Origin of the sequence: Streptomyces formicae (assembly GCF_002556545.1) — a bacterium.
Taxonomy (GTDB): Bacteria; Actinomycetota; Actinomycetes; order Streptomycetales; family Streptomycetaceae; genus Streptomyces; species Streptomyces formicae_A.
Window position 1 is genome coordinate 6755706 of the sequence record NZ_CP022685.1, and the last position, 21895, is coordinate 6777600.

The 21895-nt window shown below is 73.0% G+C and carries 19 protein-coding genes; 12 read left to right on the forward strand and 7 right to left on the reverse strand.

What is annotated here, in order from left to right; all coding sequences use genetic code 11:
* Positions 1–48: 48 nt before the first annotated feature.
* The 3 genes from KY5_RS29685 (at position 49) to KY5_RS29695 (ending at position 3356) form a co-directional block, all read left to right on the forward strand.
* Positions 49–897: a GNAT family N-acetyltransferase gene (locus KY5_RS29685; RefSeq protein ID WP_098247544.1), complete on the forward strand. Its 849-nt coding sequence runs from the start codon at positions 49–51 to the stop codon at positions 895–897.
* 108 nt (positions 898–1005) lie between these two features.
* Positions 1006–1548: a GNAT family N-acetyltransferase gene (locus KY5_RS29690; protein WP_098245099.1), complete on the forward strand. Its 543-nt coding sequence runs from the start codon at positions 1006–1008 to the stop codon at positions 1546–1548.
* 113 nt (positions 1549–1661) lie between these two features.
* The gene (locus KY5_RS29695) at positions 1662–3356 is read left to right on the forward strand and encodes a proline--tRNA ligase (RefSeq protein ID WP_098245100.1); all 1695 of its coding nucleotides are present in this window, start codon (positions 1662–1664) and stop codon (positions 3354–3356) included.
* Between the two features lie 60 nt (positions 3357–3416).
* Here the strand turns inward: KY5_RS29695 and KY5_RS29700 are convergent, their stop codons facing one another.
* From KY5_RS29700 to KY5_RS29710, 3 genes are read right to left on the reverse strand one after another with little or no spacing between them, the layout of a single operon-like run.
* Positions 3417–4316 carry an aminoglycoside phosphotransferase family protein gene (locus tag KY5_RS29700; RefSeq protein WP_098245101.1) on the reverse strand — a complete coding sequence of 300 codons (900 nt, stop codon included), beginning with the start codon at positions 4314–4316 and terminating at the stop codon, positions 3417–3419.
* 35 nt (positions 4317–4351) lie between these two features.
* The gene (locus KY5_RS29705; RefSeq protein ID WP_098245102.1) at positions 4352–4819 is read right to left on the reverse strand and encodes a ferritin-like domain-containing protein; all 468 of its coding nucleotides are present in this window, start codon (positions 4817–4819) and stop codon (positions 4352–4354) included.
* A complete protein-coding gene (locus KY5_RS29710; protein ID WP_098245103.1) occupies positions 4816–5364 on the reverse strand; it encodes a hypothetical protein in 549 nt (182 codons plus the stop codon). The genes KY5_RS29705 and KY5_RS29710 overlap by 4 nt, the downstream gene beginning before the upstream one ends.
* Before the next feature lie 301 nt (positions 5365–5665).
* Here KY5_RS29710 and rimP point away from each other — a divergent pair, with 301 nt between their 5' ends.
* From rimP to KY5_RS29755, 9 genes are all read left to right on the forward strand, one after another.
* On the forward strand, positions 5666–6163 hold the full coding sequence (rimP, locus tag KY5_RS29715; RefSeq protein WP_098245104.1) for a ribosome maturation factor RimP: 498 nt from the start codon (positions 5666–5668) through the stop codon (positions 6161–6163).
* A 2-nt stretch (positions 6164–6165) separates the two neighbouring features.
* Positions 6166–7155: a transcription termination factor NusA gene (gene nusA / locus KY5_RS29720; RefSeq protein WP_098245105.1), complete on the forward strand. Its 990-nt coding sequence runs from the start codon at positions 6166–6168 to the stop codon at positions 7153–7155.
* A gap of 143 nt (positions 7156–7298) precedes the next feature.
* Positions 7299–7589 carry a YlxR family protein gene (locus tag KY5_RS29725; protein ID WP_098245106.1) on the forward strand — a complete coding sequence of 97 codons (291 nt, stop codon included), beginning with the start codon at positions 7299–7301 and terminating at the stop codon, positions 7587–7589.
* Between the two features lie 145 nt (positions 7590–7734).
* A complete protein-coding gene (gene infB, locus KY5_RS29730; protein ID WP_098245107.1) occupies positions 7735–10869 on the forward strand; it encodes a translation initiation factor IF-2 in 3135 nt (1044 codons plus the stop codon).
* A gap of 150 nt (positions 10870–11019) precedes the next feature.
* The gene (locus KY5_RS29735) at positions 11020–11313 is read left to right on the forward strand and encodes a DUF503 domain-containing protein (protein WP_098245108.1); all 294 of its coding nucleotides are present in this window, start codon (positions 11020–11022) and stop codon (positions 11311–11313) included.
* Between the two features lie 61 nt (positions 11314–11374).
* Positions 11375–11824: a 30S ribosome-binding factor RbfA gene (rbfA, locus tag KY5_RS29740; protein WP_055554469.1), complete on the forward strand. Its 450-nt coding sequence runs from the start codon at positions 11375–11377 to the stop codon at positions 11822–11824.
* Complete coding sequence (gene truB / locus KY5_RS29745; protein ID WP_098245109.1) at positions 11821–12726, forward strand: tRNA pseudouridine(55) synthase TruB; 906 nt, start codon at positions 11821–11823, stop codon at positions 12724–12726. The genes rbfA and truB overlap by 4 nt, the downstream gene beginning before the upstream one ends.
* A gap of 383 nt (positions 12727–13109) precedes the next feature.
* Positions 13110–16661: a trypsin-like peptidase domain-containing protein gene (locus tag KY5_RS29750; RefSeq protein WP_098247545.1), complete on the forward strand. Its 3552-nt coding sequence runs from the start codon at positions 13110–13112 to the stop codon at positions 16659–16661.
* A 29-nt stretch (positions 16662–16690) separates the two neighbouring features.
* Positions 16691–17641, forward strand: a complete 951-nt coding sequence (locus KY5_RS29755) for a bifunctional riboflavin kinase/FAD synthetase (RefSeq protein ID WP_098245110.1) — start codon at positions 16691–16693, stop codon at positions 17639–17641.
* A gap of 155 nt (positions 17642–17796) precedes the next feature.
* On the opposite strand, the gene KY5_RS29760 is transcribed toward KY5_RS29755, so the two are convergent.
* Genes KY5_RS29760 through KY5_RS29775 form a run of 4 tightly spaced genes read right to left on the reverse strand, consistent with a single transcriptional unit; the run spans position 17797 to position 21894 of the window.
* Entirely contained in the window at positions 17797–18786 is a 990-nt protein-coding gene (locus KY5_RS29760; protein ID WP_098247546.1) for an ABC transporter ATP-binding protein, read from the reverse strand.
* A 35-nt stretch (positions 18787–18821) separates the two neighbouring features.
* Positions 18822–19982: an ABC transporter ATP-binding protein gene (locus KY5_RS29765; RefSeq protein WP_199843293.1), complete on the reverse strand. Its 1161-nt coding sequence runs from the start codon at positions 19980–19982 to the stop codon at positions 18822–18824.
* A complete protein-coding gene (locus KY5_RS29770) occupies positions 19871–20803 on the reverse strand; it encodes an ABC transporter permease (protein ID WP_098245112.1) in 933 nt (310 codons plus the stop codon). Before KY5_RS29770 ends, KY5_RS29765 begins: the two co-directional genes overlap by 112 nt.
* Entirely contained in the window at positions 20800–21894 is a 1095-nt protein-coding gene (locus KY5_RS29775) for an ABC transporter permease (protein ID WP_098245113.1), read from the reverse strand. Before KY5_RS29775 ends, KY5_RS29770 begins: the two co-directional genes overlap by 4 nt.
* Position 21895 lies beyond the last annotated feature (1 nt).

The window sequence follows — 21895 nt, forward strand, 5'->3', positions numbered from 1 at the left end:
CCAGGTACAGTGCGGAGATCAGCAGACCGTATGGTGAGGCCCCCGCACGTGTTGACTCAGACCACCACCAGGGTCCTCGAACCGAGTGACCTGGACGCCGCGCTCGCCGTGCTCGAGCGCGAGCCCGTCGCGAACGCCTTCGTGGCCGCCCGCGTGCACGTCGCGGGGCTGGATCCGTGGCGGCTCGGTGGTGAGATGTGGGGCTGGTACGAGGACGGCATGCTGCGGTCCCTCTGTTACGCGGGCGCCAATCTCGTACCGATCTGCGCCACCCCACGGGCCGTCCGCGGCTTCGCCGACCGGGCGCGCAGGGCCGGGCGGCGCTGTTCCTCGATCGTCGGGCCCGCGGAGCCCACGGCCCAGCTGTGGCGGCTCCTGGAGCCGTCCTGGGGCCCCGCCCGCGAGATCCGCGCGCAGCAGCCCCTGATGGTCGCCGACCGGCTGCCGGACGACATCGCCCCCGACCCGTACGTCCGTCGTGTCCGCAAGGACGAGATGGAGACGATCATGCCGGCGTGCGTGGCGATGTTCACCGAGGAGGTCGGGATCTCGCCGATGGCCGGTGACGGCGGCCTGCTCTATCAGGCGCGGGTGGCCGAACTGGTCGGCTCCGGGCGCTCGTTCGCGCGCCTGGACGAGCACGGCAAGGTCGTCTTCAAGGCGGAGATCGGCGCCGCCACCCCGCAGGCCTGCCAGGTCCAGGGCGTATGGGTGGCCCCCGAGTACCGGGGCCGCGGGCTCGCCGCCCCCGGCATGGCCGCCGTCCTGCGCTACGCGCTCGCGGACGTCGCCCCCGTCGCCAGCCTCTACGTGAACGACTTCAACACCGCGGCGAGGGCGGCCTACCGGAAGGTGGGCTTCAAGGAGATCGGCGCGTTCATGAGCGTGCTGTTCTGACCCGCCCGCCCTGGACCCGCCCAAGACCCGCCCAGGACCCGCGGCAAGCCAAGCCCCCGCCCCGAGCGCCCTGTTCAGAAGCGCGCCGGTGCGAAGTAGGGTCGGGTCATGACAGACGATGTCGTGATCGGTCCGCTCGACCTCGGCGCGCGCGTGGACGAGGCGCTGCGCGTCCAGGCGTACGCCTTCGGGCTGAGCGAGGACGAGGTCGCCGTACGACGGCAGATCGTGCTGCGGCACCTCACCTACCCCCGCGCCCGCGCGTTCGGCGCGACCACCGGTGACGACCGTCTCGTGGGCTTCGTCTACGGCATGCCCAACGACCGCGCCCACTGGTGGTCCACCGTCGTCGAGCCGTATCTGCGCGGCCAGGACCTGGACGGCTGGCTCGACGAGTCGTTCGTGATCACCGAGCTGCACGTGCACCCCGGCTACCAGAACCGGGGCATCGGGCGCGCGCTCATCACGACCATCACGGACGGCGTCCCCGAGCCCCGCTCGATCCTCTCCGCGATCGACGTCGAAAGCCCGGCCCGCGGCCTCTACCGCTCCCTGGGGTACGCCGATCTGGCCCGCCGCGTCCTGTTCCCCAGCGCCCCCAAGCCGTACGCCGTGATGGGCGCCCCGCTGCCCCTGCGGAAACGGGCCTGAGCCGTAACCGATTTCCGCCCGCGCCCGGCCCCCGGCTAACCTCCTGAACACCACCTCCCCCGAGCTCTCGGCTCCGTTCGAGCAGGGGGACCACCTTGCAGCAGGAGTTCACCATGGCCCAGGTCCAGCGCATGTCCCGACTGATGGCGAAGACCTTGCGCGACGACCCGGCGGACGCCGAGGTGCTGAGCCACAAGCTCCTGGTCCGCGCCGGATACGTGCGCCGTACCGCCGCCGGTGTCTGGTCCTGGCTGCCGCTGGGCAAGAAGGTCCTCGCCAACGTCGAGCGCGTCGTGCGCGAGGAGATGGACGCCATGGGCGGCCAGGAGGTCTCGCTGCCCGCCCTGCTGCCCAAGGAGCCCTACGAGGCGACCGGGCGCTGGACCGAGTACGGCGCGGAGCTGTTCCGGCTCAACGACCGCAAGGGCGGCGACTACCTCCTCGGCCCCACCCACGAGGAGATCTTCACCCTCCTGGTCAAGGACCAGTGCACGTCCTACAAGGACCTGCCCGTGATCCTCTACCAGATCCAGACCAAGTACCGCGACGAGGCCCGCCCCCGCGCCGGCATCCTGCGCGGCCGCGAGTTCCTCATGAAGGACTCCTACTCCTTCGACCTGGAGGACGAGGGCCTCGCCCAGTCGTACGCGCTGCACCGCGCCGCGTACCAGAAGATCTTCCAGCGCCTCGGCCTCGACTACCGCATCTGCGCCGCCACCGCGGGCGCCATGGGCGGCTCCAAGTCCGAGGAGTTCCTCGCCCCGGCCGCGGCCGGTGAGGACACCTTCGCCGACTGCCCGAACTGCGACTACGCGGCGAACACGGAGGCGGTCTCCTACGCCCTGAAGCCGGTCGACGCGGCGGGCGTGCCCGCGCTCCGGGAGATCCCGACGCCCGAGACGCCGACCATCGAGACGCTCGCCGCGCACCTCGGCGTCGAGGCGTCCGCGACGCTCAAGAACCTCCTCGTGAAGGTCGACGGCGAGATCGTCGCCGTCGGCGTCCCCGGCGACCGCGAGGTCGACATGGACAAGGTCGAGGCCCACTTCGCCCCGGCCGCCGTCGAGCTGGTCACGGCCGAGGACTTCGAGGGCCGCGACGACCTGGTGCGCGGTTATGTGGGCCCGCAGGGCCTGGCGAAGGTCCAGTACGTCGCCGACCCGCGCGTCGCCCCCGGCACCGCCTGGATCACCGGCGCCAACAAGGACGGCGTGCACGCCGAGAACGTCGTCGCGGGCCGTGACTTCGAGGTCGACGCCTACGTCGACGTCGTGGTCGTCCAGGAGGGCGACCCGTGCCCGAACTGCGGCACAGGACTCAAGCTGGACCGCGCCATCGAGATCGGCCACATCTTCCAGCTGGGCCGCAAGTACGCCGACGCCTTCCAGCTCGACGTGCTCGGCAAGGAGGGCAAGCCGGTCCGCGTGACCATGGGCTCGTACGGCATCGGCGTCTCGCGCGCCGTCGCCGCGCTCGCCGAGCAGCACGCCGACGACAAGGGCCTGATCTGGCCCGAGGAGATCGCCCCCGCCGACGTCCACGTCGTCGCCGCGGGCAAGGCGCTCCAGACCGAGCTGGCCCTCGAGGTCTCCGACAAGCTGGCCGCGGCCGGTGTCCGGGTCCTGGTCGACGACCGTCCCGGCGTCTCCCCGGGCGTGAAGTTCACCGACTCCGAGCTGATGGGCGTCCCGAAGATCCTCGTCGCGGGCCGCCGCTCCGCCGACGGCGTCCTGGAGCTGAAGGACCGCCGCACCGGCGAGCGCGAGGAGCTGTCGGTCGACGAGGCGATCGCGCGCCTCACCGCCTAGTCGGCGCCGCCCGGAGGGGCGCGGTTTCCCCGCGTCCCTCCGTCGGCGTCGGAGTCGGCGTCAGAGCCAGCCCGCGAATTCGAGGAGCAGCTCCGAGTCCTGCACCCGCCCCACGCGCAGCGCCCGTACGCCCGACTCGACCGCCCGGAACAGCGTCCACCCGCGCAACCGCTCCTGCTCGACCTCGAGCGACTCGGCGAGCTTCTTCACGCGCCGCCGCGTGATGGAGGCGCCGGACGGCGAGGCGATGAGGTCCTCCACGCGGTCCCTGACGAGCCGCGCCAGGTCGAAGGCGGGCTCGCCCACCACCGGGTCGGGGCCCACGGCCAGCCACGGCAGCCGGTCCCCCGCGAGCACCTTGCTCTGCCGGAACGTGCCGTGCAGCAGCCGGGCATCGGGCTCCGCGGCGAGCAGCTCGTCCCGCGCCGCGAGCGCCGCGTCGACCAGGGGACCGAGCTCGGCGTCCGCGTCGGCCGAAGCCCGCATCGCCGCCGCCTGCCGCCCGGTCCGCTCGGCGACCGTCTCGAAGCGGTGTCCGGCCGGTGGCTCCACCCAGAGCCTGCGCAGCGTCCCCGCAGCCTCCAGGAGGGCCTTGGCCTCGGGCAGCGAGCGCACCGACACGTCGCGGTGCAGCCGTTCGACGAGCAGCGCCCCGTCGGACGCCGCGGGGTCGAGCAGCCGTACGGCGCCGAGCCCGTTCCAGTGCGCGAGCGCCGCCCGCTCGCTCTCCGGACGCGACCGTGGCGGCACCAGCTTCAGTACGGCGGGGGTGCCGTCGGCCTGCCGCACCAGGAGCACGAGGCTGCTGCGCCCGCCGGGCACGTGCACGCGCTCGACGGTCAACTCGCGTAGACCGGCGGCCTGTTCGGCCGCCATCGGCAGCTTGTCCAGCCAGTCGTCGCCGTCCCGCGCCGTCTCGCCGAGCGCGGTGACGAGGCGCTGGGGCGGTTCGAAAGCCATGCGCGAGTCGTTCCCTTCTGAACTTCCTGTACGGGTTACGCCTGGGGCGTCGCCGGTGCCGAGGGGGCGGCGGCTGACCGCTCGGCGAGCCCAGGGAAGGCTACGCTCCCGCCGCGCCACCGTGCCGCACGGACCGCCGCCTCGCGCAGCGCGAGGGCCGCGTTGCCGCGCCGGGTGCCCGTCGAGGCCCGTACGAGATCGGCGTAGACCCCGGCGACCCGGTCCTCCAGCTCCGCGGCGAGCCGCACGGCGGAGGCGGAGTCCGGCACCGGGAACGGCAGCGCGTACGCCGGGTCCGCGGGCTGCGGCTCGCCGCCCAGGTCGCGCACCGCGCGCTGCAACTCGTCGCGCCGGGCGCGGTGGGCGTCGTACCCGGTGCGCGCGTCGTCCCTGCGCTTCTCGCCGACGCGTCCGCCGACCACGCCGTAGCCGTACACCGCCGCGTGCTCGGCGGCCAGCGCGGCCTGCACGGCCTTCAGCTCCTCGTCCTTCGAACCGCTCACTTGTCGCCCTCCGTCAGCAGATACGCGTGTGCCGCCCCCGCGGCGGACACCGAGGCGAGCAGCCTGGCCTGTTCCGCCGGGGCGTCGAGCAGGGCCTGGGCCCGCCGGTCCGCCAACGTCCTCTCGGCCTTGGCGAGTTCGCGCACGGCGTCCTTGGGGGACGCGGGGACGGACGGCGCGGGTGACGCGGCGGGGGAGCCCCCGGGGCCCGGGGAGCCCGCGGGTGAGGCGGAAGCCGGAGCACGGTCGTCCGCGAACGCCTCCGCGTGGCGCCGCACCTCGGCCCGCAGCGGCCGCAGCCGCTCGGCGAGCGAGGGGTGCGCCGCGAGGACGGCGTCGTAGCGACGGAGGAGTTCCCTGCTGTCCGCGGCCGCGTGCGCGCGCAGCCGCCGGGCGGCGGACGGGCGCTCGTCGGTGTCCGCGGAGTCCGAGCAGCCCGTGAGCAGCGCGGCTCCGGCGGCTCCTGCGACACCGGCGACCCCGGTGAGCAGACTCCTTCGGCGCGGTCCCGAAGGGGACCGTGGGGCGGTGAGATACGACGGCACGGCAGACGTCCTCGGAAGGCGGGCCAAAAGGCGTGAGTGAGCGGGAAGCGAGCGGGAAGCGGACAGGAGGCGGGCAGGAGGCGGGCAGGCGGGGCGAGGGGAAACCTGGCGGGATGCGGAGGAAGGGGTGGCACGGGTCCGTGATCACCGTACCCGCGGGCCCCTCCCGTACCCGCGAGCGGCTCGGTGCGAAGCGGTGCGCCGCCCCGCCCGTGGGCGGCAACACCCCTCCGGACCGGATACCCTTTGACCTGACACGCGACGATCCCACAACAGCACACGCGGCCGAGGAGTCACCCGGATGAGCACCACCCAGAGCGAGAGGCTGCGGCAACTACTGGAACCGCTCGTCAGCTCCCAGGACCTCGATCTCGAAGAGATCGAAGTGACCCCGGTCGGACGCAAGCGAGTGCTGAGAGTCGTCATCGACTCCGAGGACGGCGTGGACCTCGACACGATCGCGGAAGTGAGCCGCCTGCTCTCCGCGAAGCTCGACGAGAGCGACGCCATGGGCGAGGGGGAGTACGACCTGGAGGTCGGGTCCCCCGGCGCCGAGCGCGCCCTGACCGAGCACCGCCACTACGTGCGCGCCGTGGACCGCCTGGTGAAGTTCCAGCTGACGGAGGGCGGCGAGCTCGTCGCCCGCATCCTCACCGTGGACGACGAGGGTCTCGACCTCGAGGTGCCGGGCGTGAAGGGCCGCAAGGCCACGTCGCGCCGCCTCGCCTTCGCCGAGATCGACAAGGCGCGCGTGCAGGTCGAGTTCAACCGCAAGGACAAGAAGGAAGAGGAGGCGTAGCCGTGGACATCGACATGAGTGCCCTGCGGGGTCTGGTCCGGGAGAAGGAGATCTCCTTCGACCTCCTCGTCGAGGCGATCGAGTCGGCCCTCCTCATCGCCTACCACCGCACGGACGGCAGCTTCCGCCGTGCGCGCGTGAAGCTGGACCGCGAGAGCGGCCACGTGACGGTGTGGGCGACGGAGGACCCGGCGGACCTCGAAGAGGGCCAGGAGCCCAAGGAGTTCGACGACACCCCGTCCGACTTCGGCCGCATCGCCGCGACCACGGCGAAGCAGGTCATCCTGCAGCGCCTGCGCGACGCCCAGGACGACGCGACGCTCGGCGAGTACGCGGGCCGCGAGGGCGACATCGTCACCGGCGTGGTCCAGCAGGGCCGCGACCCGAAGAACGTGCTCGTCGACATCGGCAAGCTGGAGGCCATCCTGCCGGTGCAGGAGCAGGTCCCCGGCGAGGAGTACCCGCACGGCATGCGCCTGCGTTCGTACGTCGTACGCGTGGCGAAGGGCGTCCGCGGCCCCTCGGTGACGCTGTCGCGCACGCACCCGAACCTGGTGAAGAAGCTCTTCGCGCTCGAGGTCCCCGAGATCGCCGACGGTTCCGTCGAGATCTCGGCCATCGCCCGCGAGGCCGGTCACCGCACCAAGATCGCGGTCCGCTCGACCCGGTCGGGGCTCAACGCCAAGGGCGCCTGCATCGGCCCGATGGGCAGCCGCGTGCGCAACGTCATGGGCGAGCTGAACGGCGAGAAGATCGACATCGTCGACTGGTCCGACGACCCGGCCGAGATGGTCGCCCACGCGCTCTCCCCGGCCCGCGTCAGCAAGGTCGAGATCGTCGACCTCGGTGCCCGCTCGGCCCGGGTCACGGTGCCCGACTACCAGCTGTCGCTCGCGATCGGCAAGGAGGGGCAGAACGCCCGTCTCGCCGCGCGGCTCACCGGCTGGCGCATCGACATCAGGCCCGACACGGAGCAGCCCGCCGACCAGTAGCCGTTCGCGGCGCACGGCCTTCGGCAAGATCGCCGGGAATAAATTCCCGGCGATCACCGCTGAGATCACGACAGTATGTGGCGAGTAGCCGTTCGATTGTTGCCCCAAAGGGGTGAGGTCGGTGCGGGGAGGTAGACTTAAGAGTGTCTGGCCGGACGCATGCCCGCGCATGCCCTGAGCGCACCTGTGTGGGGTGCCGGGAGCGAGCGGCCAAGAGCGATCTGCTGCGCATCGTGAGGAAAGAGGGCGCCTGCGCCCCCGATCCAAGCGGTACGCTGCCCGGCCGGGGTGCGTATGTACACCCCGCCCTGGTCTGTCTGGACCTGGCGGTCCGCCGCCGGGCGTTCCCTCGGGCCTTCCGCGCCCAGGGGCCGCTCGACACGGAGGCGTTGCGCCGAGCCGTCGAGACAGTTGCCCAGCAGGCGACACCGTAAGACGTGGCCGCACGGAACCCCGTGTGGCCTGGTATTCCGCGAGTTGGAAGTAGGTCGAGATTGCGATGAGCACTCGATGAGCACGCGATGAGTACGCCCATGAAGTAGCGACGGTCCGGCGTAACCCGGACCTAAAAGGAGCGAAGTGGCTAAGGTCCGGGTATACGAGCTCGCCAAGGAGTTCGGCGTAGAGAGCAAGGTCGTCATGGCCAAGCTCCAAGAACTCGGTGAATTCGTACGTTCGGCGTCCTCGACGATCGAGGCGCCGGTAGTACGCAAACTGACTGACGCATTGCAGCAGGGCGGCAACGGCAAGTCCGCCGCCAAGCCCGGGGCGCCCCGCAAGGCGGCCGCCCCCAAGCCGCCGGCCCCCTCGGGTCCGGCTGCCCCCTCTCCCGCGCAGGCCGCCCGTCCGGGTCCGGCCGCGCCCAAGCCGCCGGCGCCCAAGCCCGCCGCGGCCGAGAAGCCCGCGGCCGCCGCTCCGGCGACCCCGGGCCCGCGCCCGACGCCCGGTCCGAAGCCCCCGGCCCCCAAGCCGGCCCCGGCCTCCCCGGCGCCCTCCGCCCCGGAGTTCACCGCTCCGCCGGCCGCTCCCGCGGCCCCCGCGGCTCCGCAGTCGCAGGCTCCGCGCCCCGGCACCCGTCCCGGCGCCCCGAAGCCCGGTGGCCGTCCGGCCCCCGGTCAGGGTGGTCAGGGCCAGGGCCAGGGCGGCCAGGCTCAGGGCGGTCGTGGCGACCGTCAGGAGCGCGCCCCGCGCCCCGGCGGCCAGGGTGGCGCCCCGCGTCCCGGCGGCGCCCGTCCCGCGGGTCCGCGTCCGGGCAACAACCCCTTCACCTCCGGTGGTTCCACCGGCATGGCGCGCCCGCAGGCGCCCCGTCCGGGTGGCGCTCCGCGTCCCGGCGGCGGCCCCGGTGGTCCCGGTGGCGCCCCGCGCCCGCAGGGCCAGGGCGGCCAGGGTGCTCCCCGTCCGCAGGGTCAGGGCGGCGCCCGTCCGACCCCGGGCGGCATGCCTCGCCCGCAGGGCGGCGCTCCGCGTCCCGGCGGCGGTCCCGCCGGTAACCGTCCGAACCCGGGCATGATGCCGCAGCGTCCCGCCGCGGGCCCGCGTCCCGGCGGTGGCCCCGGCGGTGGCCGCGGTCCCGGTGGTGGCGGTCGTCCCGGCGGTGGCGGCGGCGGTCGTCCCGGTGGCGGCGGCGGCTTCGCCGGTCGTCCCGGTGGCGGTGGCGGCGGTTTCGCCGGTCGTCCCGGTGGTCCCGGTGGCGGCGGCGGTGCCGGTCGTCCCGGTGGTGGCGGCGGCTTCGGCGGTCGTCCCGGCTTCGGTGGCCGTCCCGGCGGTCCCGGTGCCCGTGGTGGCACGCAGGGTGCCTTCGGCCGTCCCGGTGGGCCCGCCCGTCGTGGTCGCAAGTCGAAGCGGCAGAGGCGCCAGGAGTACGAGGCCATGCAGGCCCCGTCGGTGGGCGGCGTCATGCTGCCTCGCGGCAACGGACAGACCGTCCGCCTGTCGCGCGGTGCCTCGCTGACCGACTTCGCCGAGAAGATCAACGCGAACCCGGCCTCGCTGGTCGGCGTGATGATGAACCTCGGCGAGATGGTCACCGCCACGCAGTCCGTCTCCGACGAGACGCTGAAGCTCCTCGCGGACGAGATGAACTTCGTCCTCGAGATCGTCAGCCCGGAGGAGGAGGACCGCGAGCTCCTCGAGTCGTTCTCCATCGAGTTCGGCGAGGACGAGGGCGGCGAGGAGATGCTCGTCTCCCGTCCGCCGGTCGTGACCGTCATGGGTCACGTCGACCACGGTAAGACCCGACTCCTCGACGCCATTCGCAAGACGAACGTCGTCGCGGGCGAGGCCGGTGGCATCACCCAGCACATCGGTGCCTACCAGGTCGCCACCGAGGTCAACGGCGAAGAGCGCGCCATCACCTTCATCGACACCCCCGGTCACGAGGCGTTCACCGCCATGCGTGCCCGTGGTGCGAAGTCCACCGACATCGCGATCCTCGTGGTCGCGGCCAACGACGGTGTGATGCCGCAGACGATCGAGGCGCTGAACCACGCCAAGGCGGCCGACGTGCCGATCGTGGTCGCGGTCAACAAGATCGACGTCGAGGGTGCCGACCCGGCCAAGGTGCGCGGTCAGCTCACCGAGTTCGGTCTGGTGGCGGAGGAGTACGGCGGCGACACGATGTTCGTCGACATCTCCGCGCGCAAGGGCGAGAACATCGAGCAGCTGCTCGAGGCCGTGGTCCTGACCGCGGACGCCTCGCTCGACCTGCGGGCCAACCCGGAGCAGGACGCGCAGGGCATCGCGATCGAGGCCCACCTCGACAAGGGCCGCGGCGCCGTCGCGACCGTCCTCGTCCAGCGCGGTACCCTCCGCGTCGGCGACACGATGGTCGCCGGTGACGCCTACGGCCGCGTCCGCGCGATGCTCGACGACAAGGGCGAGAACGTGGAGGAGGCGACCCCGTCGACTCCGGTCCTCGTGCTCGGTCTCACCAACGTCCCGGGCGCCGGCGACAACTTCCTGGTCGTCGACGAGGACCGTACGGCCCGTCAGATCGCCGAGAAGCGTGCCGCCCGCGAGCGCAACGCCGCGTTCGCCAAGCGCACCCGCCGGGTGTCCCTCGAGGACCTCGACCAGGTGCTCAAGGCCGGTCTGGTCCAGGACCTCAACATCATCATCAAGGGTGACGCGTCCGGTTCCGTCGAGGCCCTGGAGAGCTCGCTGCTCCAGCTCGACGTGGGCGAAGAGGTCGACATCCGCGTCCTGCACCGCGGTGTGGGTGCGGTCACCGAGTCCGACATCGACCTGGCGATGGGCTCCGACGCCATCGTCATCGGCTTCAACGTCCGTGCGGCCGGTCGCGCCGCGCAGATGGCGGAGCGCGAGGGCGTCGACGTCCGCTACTACTCGGTGATCTACCAGGCCATCGAGGAGATCGAGGCGGCCCTCAAGGGCATGCTCAAGCCGGAGTACGAGGAGGTCGAGCTCGGCACCGCGGAGATCCGCGAGGTCTTCCGCTCGTCCAAGCTCGGCAACATCGCGGGTGTCCTCATCCGTTCCGGCGAGGTCAAGCGCAACACCAAGGCCCGTCTGCTGCGCGATGGCAAGGTCATCGCGGAGAGCCTCAACATCGTGGGCCTGCGCCGCTTCAAGGACGACGTCACCGAGATCCGCGAAGGGTTCGAGGGCGGTATCAACCTCGGCAACTTCAACGACATCAAGATCGACGACGTCATCGCGACGTACGAGATGCGCGAGAAGCCGCGCGGCTGATCAGCCAGCTGATCTGCGCGGTCAGTGTCGGGGCCGGTCGGCGGGAGAAATCCCGTCGATCGGCCCCGGCCGTTCCGTGTACGGTTCTGATGTCCCTGCCAAGCGGTTGGCGGGGCCTCTACCCCGTACCGGCGGGACATCCGGATACACATGTATGTGGGGACTCTGTCCTTCGATCTGCTCCTCGGCGACGTACATTCGCTGAAGGAGAAACGCTCCGTCGTCCGCCCGATCGTCGCCGAACTCCAGCGCAAGTACGCGGTGAGCGCGGCGGAAGTGGGCGGTCAGAACCTGCACCGCAGGGCCGAGATCGGCCTCGCCGCGGTGTCCGGTGACACGGGCCATCTGACGGACGTACTGGATCGGTGCGAGCGCCTCGTCGCGGGCCGGCCCGAAGTGGAGCTGCTGTCCGTCAGGCGGCGGCTGCACGGCGACGACGATTGAATGAAGCAAGACCGGCCCGGGGTCCGATCCCCGGGAACGTGGCAAAAAGGGAGACGGAGCAGTGGCCGACAACGCGCGGGCGAAAAGGCTGGCGGACCTCATCCGAGAGGTGGTTGCCCAGAAGCTGCAGCGCGGGATCAAGGACCCGCGGCTCGGTACGCATGTGACCATCACGGACACCCGGGTCACGGGTGACCTGCGAGAGGCGACCATCTTCTACACGGTCTACGGCGACGACGAGGACCGCGCGGCGGCGGCCGCGGGCCTGGAGAGCGCCAAGGGCGTGCTCCGGTCGGCGGTCGGCCAGGCCGCGGGCGTGAAGTTCACGCCGTCCCTGGCCTTCGTCGCGGACGCCCTGCCGGACAACGCGCGGGCCATCGAGGACCTCCTCGACAAGGCGCGGATGTCCGACGCCAAGGTGCGTGAGGTCTCCGCGGGCGCCGAGTTCGCCGGTGGGGCCGACCCGTACAAGAAGCCCGAGGATGACGAGGACGGCGACGCCCCCGCATGAGCAACAGCAGCACCACGCCGGACGGACTTGTCATCGTCGACAAGCCGTCCGGCTTCACTTCGCACGACGTGGTGGCCAAGATGCGCGGGATCGCCAAGACCCGCCGCGTCGGACACGCGGGCACCCTCGACCCCATGGCGACGGGCGTCCTCGTGCTCGGCGTGGAGCGCGCCACCAAGCTCCTCGGTCATCTGGCGCTGACCGAGAAGGAGTACCTGGGCACCATCCGCCTGGGCCAGAACACGATCACGGACGACGCCGAGGGCGAGCTCACCTCGTCCGCCGACGCCTCCGGGGTCACCCGCGAGGCGATCGACGCGGGCATCGCCAAGCTGTCCGGCGACATCATGCAGGTGCCCTCCAAGGTCAGCGCCATCAAGATCGACGGCAAGCGGTCGTACGCGCGGGCCCGCAAGGGCGAGGACTTCGAGATCCCGGCCAGGCCCGTGACGGTCTCCGGCTTCACGGTGTACGACGTGCGCGAGGCCGTCGCCGATGACGGCACCCCCGTCCTCGATCTGGTCGTCTCGGTCGTCTGCTCGTCGGGGACGTACATCAGGGCGCTCGCCCGCGACCTCGGCGCGGACCTCGGCGTCGGCGGGCACCTGACCGCGCTGCGCCGCACCCGCGTCGGCCCGTACAAGCTGGACGCCGCCAAGACGCTCGACCAGCTCCAGGAGGAGCTGACGGTGATGCCGGTGGCCGAGGCCGCGAGCCGCGCCTTCCCGCGCTGGGACGTGGACGACAAGCGCGGTCGGCTGCTGCTCAACGGGGTGCGGATCGACATGCCCGAGGAGTACGCGGGCCAGGGCGCCGTCGCCGCGTTCGACCCCGAGGGCCGCTTCCTGGTCCTCGCGGAGGAGTCGCGGGGCAAGGCCAAGAGCCTGGCCGTCTTCGCCTGAGGCGGGGCCTCTTCCGAGCCGTATTCCGCGCCGCGTTCGTCGGCGCGTTCGTCGGCGTGTTCTCCGTCGTGGAGCGGCGGGCTTTTCAGCGCGCCGCTCCACGGTCCCCCCACCCCCCACCCAAGGTGTTTCCATCGGCCCGCGCCGATTCACCCCTTCGGGCAGGCGCTCGGAGTGAACCAGGGGAGCGGAAGGGGGCGCGTTCGCGCCGCGTTCTGTCCCGCTGATCACCGCCGACCTACGGTCGGAAGGACGGGGCGCGGCGGGGAGGTTCGGGCATGGGGGGAAGGGGCCCGCGGGCCAAGGGCGCGGGGGACACCGGCGGTGCGGGGGACACCGGCGGAGCGCGTGACACCCGGCTGCTCGACCGGTCCCTGGTGCGGATGTGCGACCTCGCGGGCCGCCCGCGCGGTACGGGCTTCGCCGCCGACGAGCACGGCACGGTCATCACCAGCCACGAAGCGGTCGACGGCCTCGCCAGGGTCGTCCTGCACGGCCCCGGCGAGCGCACCTGCGTCGTACCGGCCGACGCCGTGGTGGCGCTGCCCGGCACCGATCTCGCTCTGGTCCGCACCGAAGGGCTCGATCTGCGGCCCCTGCCCGTCACCGTGCGGGACTCCGTGACGACCGGCGCCTATGTGCGGATCGCCGCCTGCGGGTGGCGCGAGGCACGGGTCCTCGGCACGTCCCCGGTGACGTACACGGCGACCGACCGCTTCCATCTGGTGGGCGCCGCCCTGGAGTTGGCGATCGGCACACAGGGCGCGGACGCGCTGCGTCTTGGCGGCGGCGCGGCCGGGGGACCGGTCGTCGACGCCGCGTCCGGCGCGGTGCTCGCCGTCATCGGAACCGCGCTGCTGCCGCAGGCGTCCGAGCGCGCCCCGGCCGGGGAAGCGCCCTTCGCCCACCGTGCCGCGGGCTTCGCCGTGCCGTTGCGGGAGGCCGCGGCCGCCGACCCCGGCGGGCCGCTCGCCGAGCTCCTCGCGCGCAACGAGGCGACCGTCCCGGCGTACGGCGACGACCTCAACACGGCGGGGGCGCTGCATCTGACCGCCACCTCGCTGGGCTCCGACGGGCCGCGCGCCGCCGAGCTCGAACCCGTCGAACGGCCCGACACGACAAGGGAGTTCGACGCCTTCACGGCGGCCGACGGGCACGCGTGCGTGCTCGGACTCGTCGGCGACCCCGGCAGCGGCCGTACGACCGAGCTCGCCGCCCTCGCCGCCCGGCGGGCCAGGGGTGCCGAGCCCGCCCCCACGCTCTGGCTGCGCGGCGCCGACCTGCGGGCCGACGACGCGTCCGTGGCCGACGCGGTGGCGCGCGCCCTGGAGCGCGCGGGCCGGATCCTCGCCGCGTCCGACGGGACACCGGCCGACGACGGGCTGGGGGACGTCTCGGCGGCGCGGGTCGCCCGGGTGGCGCGGGACGCGGGACGGCCGCTCCTGCTGCTCCTGGACGGGCCGGAGGAGATGCCGCCCGTGCTCGCGCACCGGCTGGCCGGGTGGAGCGACGGCACGGCCGCGTGGCTGCGGGAGGTCGGGGCGCGCCTCGTCGTCGCCTGCCGCGCGGAGTACTGGGAGCAGGCGGGGGCGTACTTCGACGCGGCGTCGCTGCACGGTTCGGTCCCCGGTGACGGTCTGCCCGGCTGCGTACGGCTCGGTGACCTGCCGGGGCCGCAGGCCGCGCGGGCCCGTGCGCGGTACGGCATCCCGGAGGGCGCCCTCGCCACCGCCGACGCGCGGCATCCGCTGGCGCTGCGGCTGCTCAGGGAAGTGCGGGCCGCGCTGCCGGACGCGCCGCCGCCGGGCAGGCCGGACCGCGCGGAGGTCTTCGCGGCCCACCTGGACCTGCAGTGCCTGCGGGTCGCGGTGCGGCTCGCGGCGGCGAACGGAGTGCGGGGGACCGCCGTGCGGCGCCTGGCGGCGCAGGTGTCGGGGCAGCTCCACGAGGCGGCGCGGCGCTGTCTCGGCCCCGGTCAGGGCGAGCTCGACCGGGCCGCTTTCGAGGAGGTGTTCCCGTGGGGCGCGCTGCCGGGCAAGGGGTTCGACACCTGCACGGGGTGGGCCTCAGCGGTCCTCACGGAGGGCCTGCTCGTGCCCGCCGGGTCGGGCTACCGCTTCGCGCACGAGGAACTCGCCGACTGGATCCAGGGCCTCCACCTCGACGTGGACGGCGCCCTGTCCTCCCTGGTCCACCGCCACCGCTCCCCGGGCCCGCTTCCGCGGGGCCCCCGCCCGCTGCCGGTCCCGCGCCACCGGGTGGGCCCCGTGATCCAGGCGCTGCTCTCCCTGGGAAGGCAGCGGGGGGCGGCCGAGCTGGCCTCGCGGCTGGGGGAGTTGGTGGACGCGCTGGGGGAGCTCGGCGCCGTCGGCAGCAAGGGGGCCGAGGGGAATGAGGCCAGGGACGGGAGGTGGTGGGCCGGGAGGCTCCTGTCGGAGGTGCTGTCGCGGGTGGGGGACGCCACGCCGTACCTCGGGGTGCTCGGGGTCCTTGCCGAGCGGGGGGAGTTCGGGACCGGGTTCTGGCTCGGGCTGCCGCTGGGGGAGGACGCGCGGTTCGACCTGTTGCGGCGGCGCGTGGTGCGGGACGGGCCACCGGGCACCCCCGACCGCTGTCTGGACGCCGTCGCCGAGCTGCTCGCCGAGGATCCCGCGGGCGTCCAGCCGCACCTCGCCCGGTGGTTCGCCGACGAGCGGCCGCTGGACGCCGCGCCCGACGCCACCGTCGCCTCCGCTGCGCAGGCGCTCCTCCACACCCACCGGCACCGCGCCATCGACGACCTGATCGAGGCCCTGGTCGCGTGCGCCAACGCCCGCGCCGACGAGCTGCTCGCCGCCCTCGCCGAGGAGGAGCCGTCCGCGGTCTGCCGCGCGGTGGACCGCTGGGCCCACGACGAGCGGCCCGCGCGCCGGGTGGCCGCCGTCGCCTACGGCCTGCGTGCCGCCCCGCACACCGTCACCGAGGCCGACAGGGAGCTGCTCAGGTACGCCGCCTTCGCGCTGCTCGCCCGCCCGGCCGACGACACCCTGCACGGCGCCGCCCTCGCCCTCCTCGTCCGCGATCCGCACACCCGGTCACGGCACCTGGCCCGGGCCCTGCGGCACTTCGCGGACGGCGACCCCCAGCTGCCCGCGAGCGCCCTCGCCGAGGCCGCCGCCACCCACCCCGATCCGGTGCTCGCCGCCTTCCGGGCCCGCCTGCACGCGCCCGGACGGCCCGCCGACGACGTCCTGTGCAGCCTCGCCGACGTCACGACGCCCACCCTGGCGCGCCGCGTGGCCACCCTCGTGCACGACCTCCTGGAGGCCCGCCCCGAGGCGGCAGGACCCGCCGCCGCGTACATCGACCGGCGGCTCGAACAGGGTCCTGGCGTACGCGCCGTGCTCTTTCCCCTGGTCGCGGGCCTGCTGCACAGCCGCCCCGCCCAGGTGCGTGCCGCCCTCGCGCCGGTCCTCGCCGCGCCGGGCACCGCCGCGTCGCGGGAGCTGCGGGGCGAGCTGCTCGACGTACTGCTGAGCCAGGAGCGGGACCGTGCCGTCCTGGAGAGCGTCCTGTGCTCGGTGGTCCGTGCTCTTCCCGAGTGCGGCGAGGCCCGTACGCGCGAGCGGGTCCACCGCACCGCGCTGCTCCTGGTGCCCACTCCCGAGGGCGCGGTCTGCTTCGACCGGCGCCTGGTGGAACTGGCCCGCTCCGAACCGGGCTTCGCCGCGCTCGTCACCCGCTGGATCGGCGCGGCGCCGCACGAGTGGGCGGCGCTGGTCGGCCCGAGCGCGCGCCGCACGCTGGGCGGCATCGCGGACGGGGGCCGGGTCCCCGCCCGGACCGCAGTGACCCCCGCCACCCCCTCCGATGAGACACCGATGCGAGCGGGAACCGGTCGGCATGGCAGTCTTAGACCTGCGCAATCGGCATCGGGAACGTACAGAAGTACGTGACAAACACGGGTTCGGCGAGGAGCAAAGAAGTGCAGCGCTGGCGTGGCTTGGAGGACATCCCCCAGGACTGGGGGCGCAGCGTCGTCACCATCGGTTCCTACGACGGCGTGCACCGCGGGCACCAGTTGATCATCGGCCGCGCCGTGGAGCGCGCCCGTGAGCTCGGCGTGCCCGCCGTGGTCGTCACCTTCGACCCGCACCCCAGCGAGGTCGTGCGCCCCGGCAGTCACCCGCCGCTGCTCGCCCCGCACCACCGGCGCGCCGAGCTGATGGCCGACCTCGGCGTGGACGCGCTGCTCATCCTCCCCTTCACCACCGAGTTCTCGAAGCTGTCGCCCGCCGACTTCGTCGTGAAGGTCCTGGTCGACAAGCTGCACGCGCGCGTGGTCGTCGAGGGCCCCAACTTCCGCTTCGGCCACAAGGCCGCGGGCAACGTCGACTTCCTGACCGAGCTCGGCAAGACGTACGACTACGAGGTCGACGTCGTCGACCTGTACGTCAGCGGCGCGGCGGGCGGCGGCGAGCCGTTCTCCTCCACGCTGACGCGCCGCCTGGTCGCCGAGGGCGACGTGACGGGCGCCGCGGAGATCCTCGGCCGCCCGCACCGCGTCGAGGGCATCGTCGTGCGCGGCGCCCAGCGCGGGCGCGAGCTCGGCTTCCCCACGGCCAACGTGGAGACCCTGCCGCACACGGCGGTCCCCGCGGACGGCGTGTACGCCGGGTGGCTGCACGTCGAGGGCGAGGCGATGCCCGCGGCGATCTCGGTCGGCACGAATCCGACGTTCGACGGGACCGAGCGGACGGTCGAGGCGTACGCGATCGACCGCGTCGGGCTCGATCTGTACGGGTTGCACGTCGCCGTGGAGTTCCTCGCGTTCGTGCGGGGGATGGCGAAGTTCGACTCGATCGAGACGTTGCTGGTCGCGATGGCGGATGACGTCAAGCGGTCCCGCGAGCTGGTTGAGGCGGCGGAGGCGTAGCCCTTCGGCCGCGGGTGCGTCGTGGTTGCTCGCGCAGTTCCCCGCGCCCCTTACGGGGCCCGGCACGGGCAGGGGCGGTTCGGGCAGGGGCGCGGGGAACTGCGCGACAAGCCCCCACCGGCCCGCGGTCGCGTGACAACAGACCCCGGCAGGGACTACCGCGCCACCGCCCAGTGACAGGCAACCTGCGTCTCCCCCGCACCGGAAAGAACCGGCAGATCCTCCCCCCGGCACCGATCCGCAACCCCCACCCGCTCCGCCTCGCCAGAGAAAAGCACCTGGCACCGAGCATGGAACCGGCACCCGCCGGGAATGCGCGACGGATCCGGCGGCTCACCCGTGAGGACCACGGGGTCACCCGGCGCCTCGGGCAGCACCGACAACAGCGCCTGCGTATAAGGGTGTTGAGGAGACGTCAGCACCTCCTCCACCGTCCCCGTCTCCACGATCCGGCCCAGATACATCACCGCCACGCGGTCCGCGATGTTCCAGGCGAGCCCCAGATCGTGCGTCACCACCAACGCGGACAGGCCGAGTTCGTCGCGCAGCCGGAGCAGCAGCGCGAGGATCTCGCCGCGCACGGACGCGTCGAGGGAGGCCACCGGCTCGTCGGCGACGATGAGTTCCGGTTCCAGGACGAGCGCGCCCGCGATGACCACGCGCTGGCGCTGGCCGCCCGACAGCTCGTGCGGGTAGCGCAGGAAGAACCGCTCCGGCGGGCGCAGGCCCGCCCGGGAGAGGGCGTCGGCGACCGCGGCCCGCTCGTCGCCCGCGTAGCCGTGGATGCGCAGCCCCTCGGCCACCGCGTCGTACACGGTGTGCCGGGGGTTGAGCGAGCCGCTGGGATCCTGGAGGACCAGCTGGACCCGCTTGCGGTACGCCTTGAGGGCGCGGCCGGAGTAGTCGAGGGGCTTCCCCGCGAACGTCACCTTGCCGGTGGTCGGCGGCACCAGGCCCAGCAGGGAGCGGGCGAGCGTCGTCTTGCCGCAGCCCGACTCGCCGACCAGGGCGACGATCTCACCGGCCTTGATGTCGAGGTCGACGCCGTCCACGGCGCGTGCGGTCGGCGCGCCCCGTCGGCCGGGGAAGGCGATGTGCAGGTCGGCGGCCGACAGGAGCGGACCGCCCGGGGCCTCGGTGGTCATGCGCGGCTCCTCGTGGTTCGTCGGCGTGCTCTGGTTCACGATGTGCGCTCCGCGGCCGATGCGGATGTGGGCTGCGCGGGGAGCTGGGAGCCCGCGTGGACACAGGCCGACCGGTGGTGCGGGCCCGCGTCCCGCAGGGCCTGGTCGTCGGTGGCGCAGGAGTCGAGGGCGACCGGGCAGCGCGGATGGAACGTACAGCCGGAGGGGAGCGCGGACGGGTCGGGCGGATCGCCCGGCAGGCCGCGCGGGGCGAACCGCGACGCCGCGTCGCCGATCCGCGGGAAGGCGGCGGACAGGGCCTTGCCGTACGGATGCCGGGCGTTCTCGTAGACCTCGGACGCGGGGCCCTCCTCGACGACGCGGCCCGCGTACATCACCGCGAGCCGGTCGCAGGTGTCGGAGAGCACCGCGAGGTCATGGCTGATCATCATCAGGCCGAGGTCCTGCTCGGCCACCAACTGCTCGATCAGGCGCAGGATCTGGGCCTGGATCATCACGTCGAGCGCGGTGGTCGGCTCGTCGGCGATGATCAGGCGCGGGTCGCAGGCGAGCGCCATCGCGATCATCACGCGCTGGCGCTGGCCGCCGGACAGCTCGTGCGGATAGGCGTCGGCGCGGGCGGCGGGCAGTCCCACGTGTTCGAGGAGTTCGCCGACCTTCTTCTTCGCGCCGGTCTGCGTGGCCTTCTTGTGCAGCAGGATCGGCTCGGCGATCTGGTCGCCGATGCGGTGCACCGCGTTCAGCGAGTGCATGGCGCCCTGGAAGACGATGGACGCGCCCGCCCAGCGCACCGCGCGGACCCGCCCCCACTTCATGGTGAGGACGTCCTCGCCGTCGAGCAGGATCTCGCCGGACACCTTGGTGCCCGCGGGAAGGAGGCGGAGCAGGGCGAGCGCGAGCGTCGACTTGCCGCAGCCGGACTCGCCCGCGACGCCGAGCTTCTGGCCCGCGTCGACGGAGAGGTGCACGCCGCGGACGGCGGCGGCGCCGTTCGCGTACGTCACTTCGAGGTTCTTGACGTCCAGGAGGCGCTGCTCGGCCGGGCGCGCACCGCCTGCTGCTACGTCGTCGTTGCTCACATGGTTCAACGGGAGGCCCCCAGCCTGGGGTTGAGCACGGATTCCACGGCGCGGCCGCACAGCGTGAACGCCAGCGCGACGATCGCGATGGCGAGGCCGGGCGGGGCGAGGTACCACCAGTGGCCGGCGCTGACCGCGCCCGCCTCGCGCGCGTCCTGGAGCAGTCCGCCCCACGAGACGTTCGTCGGGTCGCCGAGGCCGAGGAAGGCGAGCGTCGCCTCGGTGAGGATGGCGCCGGAGATGACGAGGGTGGTCTGCGCGAGGACGAGCGGCATGACGTTGGGCAGCACGTGCCGGGTCATGATGTGGCCGTGGCCGCCGCCGAGCGCCTGGGCCCGCTCGATGTAGGGGCGCGACTCCACGGCGAGCGTCTGCGCGCGGACCAGGCGCGCCGTCGTCGGCCAGGTCGTCACGCCGATCGCCAGGATGATCGTCCAGATCGACCGGGACATGACGGACGCGAGGGCGATGGCGAGCACCAGGGTCGGCATCACGAGGAACCAGTCGGTGACGCGCATGATGACCGTCGCGTACCAGCCCTTGAAGTGTCCCGCCGTGATCCCCACCAGGGTGCCGATGGCCACCGAGAGGACGGCCGCGAGCAGCCCCACGGAGAGCGAGATGCGCGCGCCCCACACCAGGAGCCCCAGCAGATCGCGGCCGAACTGGTCGGTGCCGAGCGGGAACTCGCCGCTCGGCGACTCCATCGGCTTGCCCGGCGCGTCGGTCACGCTCTGCGCGTCCGCGCCGACGAGCAGCGGCGCGAAGATCGCGGCGAGCCCGATCACGGCGAGCACGGCGAGCCCGAAGAGCCCGGCCTTGTGCGTGCGGTACTCGCGCCAGAACCGGGCGGCGGAGTGCCTGCGCCGGGTCCAGGCGAGCGAGCGCGCGCTCTTGGAAGCCGTTGCCGGGGCGGTCGGTGCGGATTCGGTCGTCATCGGCCCACCCGGGGATCGAGCAGCGGATAGATCACGTCGGCCAGGGTGTTCATCAGGATCACCGCGGTGGAGAAGACGAAGAAGAGCCCCTGCACCAGCGGCAGGTCGGGCACGCTGAGGGCCGAGTAGAAGAGCCCGCCGAGCCCCGGCCAGGAGAAGACGGTCTCGACGAGGATCGCGCCCGCCACCACCGTGCCGAGGTTGACGAACATCAGCGTGACGGTCGGCAGCAGCGCGTTCGGGACGGCGTGCCGACGGCGTACGAGATCGTCGCGCAGCCCCTTGGCGCGCGCGGTGGTCAGATAGTCGCTGCCCATCTCGTCGAGCAGCGAGGAGCGCATGACGAGCAGCGTCTGCGCGTAGCCGACGGCGACCAGGGTGATCACGGGAAGCACCATGTGGTGCGCGACGTCGAGGACGTACGCGATGCCCGTCTCGCCGCCCGATTCCAGGCCGCCGGTCGGGAACATCCCCGGAATCGGCCCGATGCCCACCGCGAACGTGATGATCAGCAGCAGTCCGAGCCAGAACGACGGCACGGAGTACAGCGTCAGCGCGAGCCCGGTGTTGAAGCGGTCGCCGAGCTTGCCGTTGCGCCAGGCCGTGCGGGTGCCCAGCCAGATGCCGATGAGCGTGTAGAGGACGTACGCCGTTCCGGTGAGCAGGAGGGTCGCGGGGAGCGCCTCCGTGATCTTGTCCATGACCGGCGCGTGGAACTGGTAAGAGGTGCCGAAGTCACCGGTCAGGACGTTGCCCGTGTAGTCGAGGAACTGGGCCATGACGGACTTGTCGAGGCCGAACTCCTTGCGCATCGCGGCCAGTTGCTCGGCGGAGACGCGCTTGCCGCCCGTCATCTGCTTGACCGGGTCGCCGGGGATGAGCCGGAACAGGAAGAAGCTGGTGACGAGCACGGCGAACAGCGACACGACGGCGCCGCCGATCTTGCCCGCCACATAGAGGAGATAGGCGCGGGTGTCGCGGGCGCGCGGCCCGCGGGCCGACGGCAGCCCGGCGGCTGCCGGGTCGCCGTCGGCCCCGGGACCCAGCGGGCCCTCGGTGTCGAGCAGTGCGGGATTGCTGTCAGCGGTCATG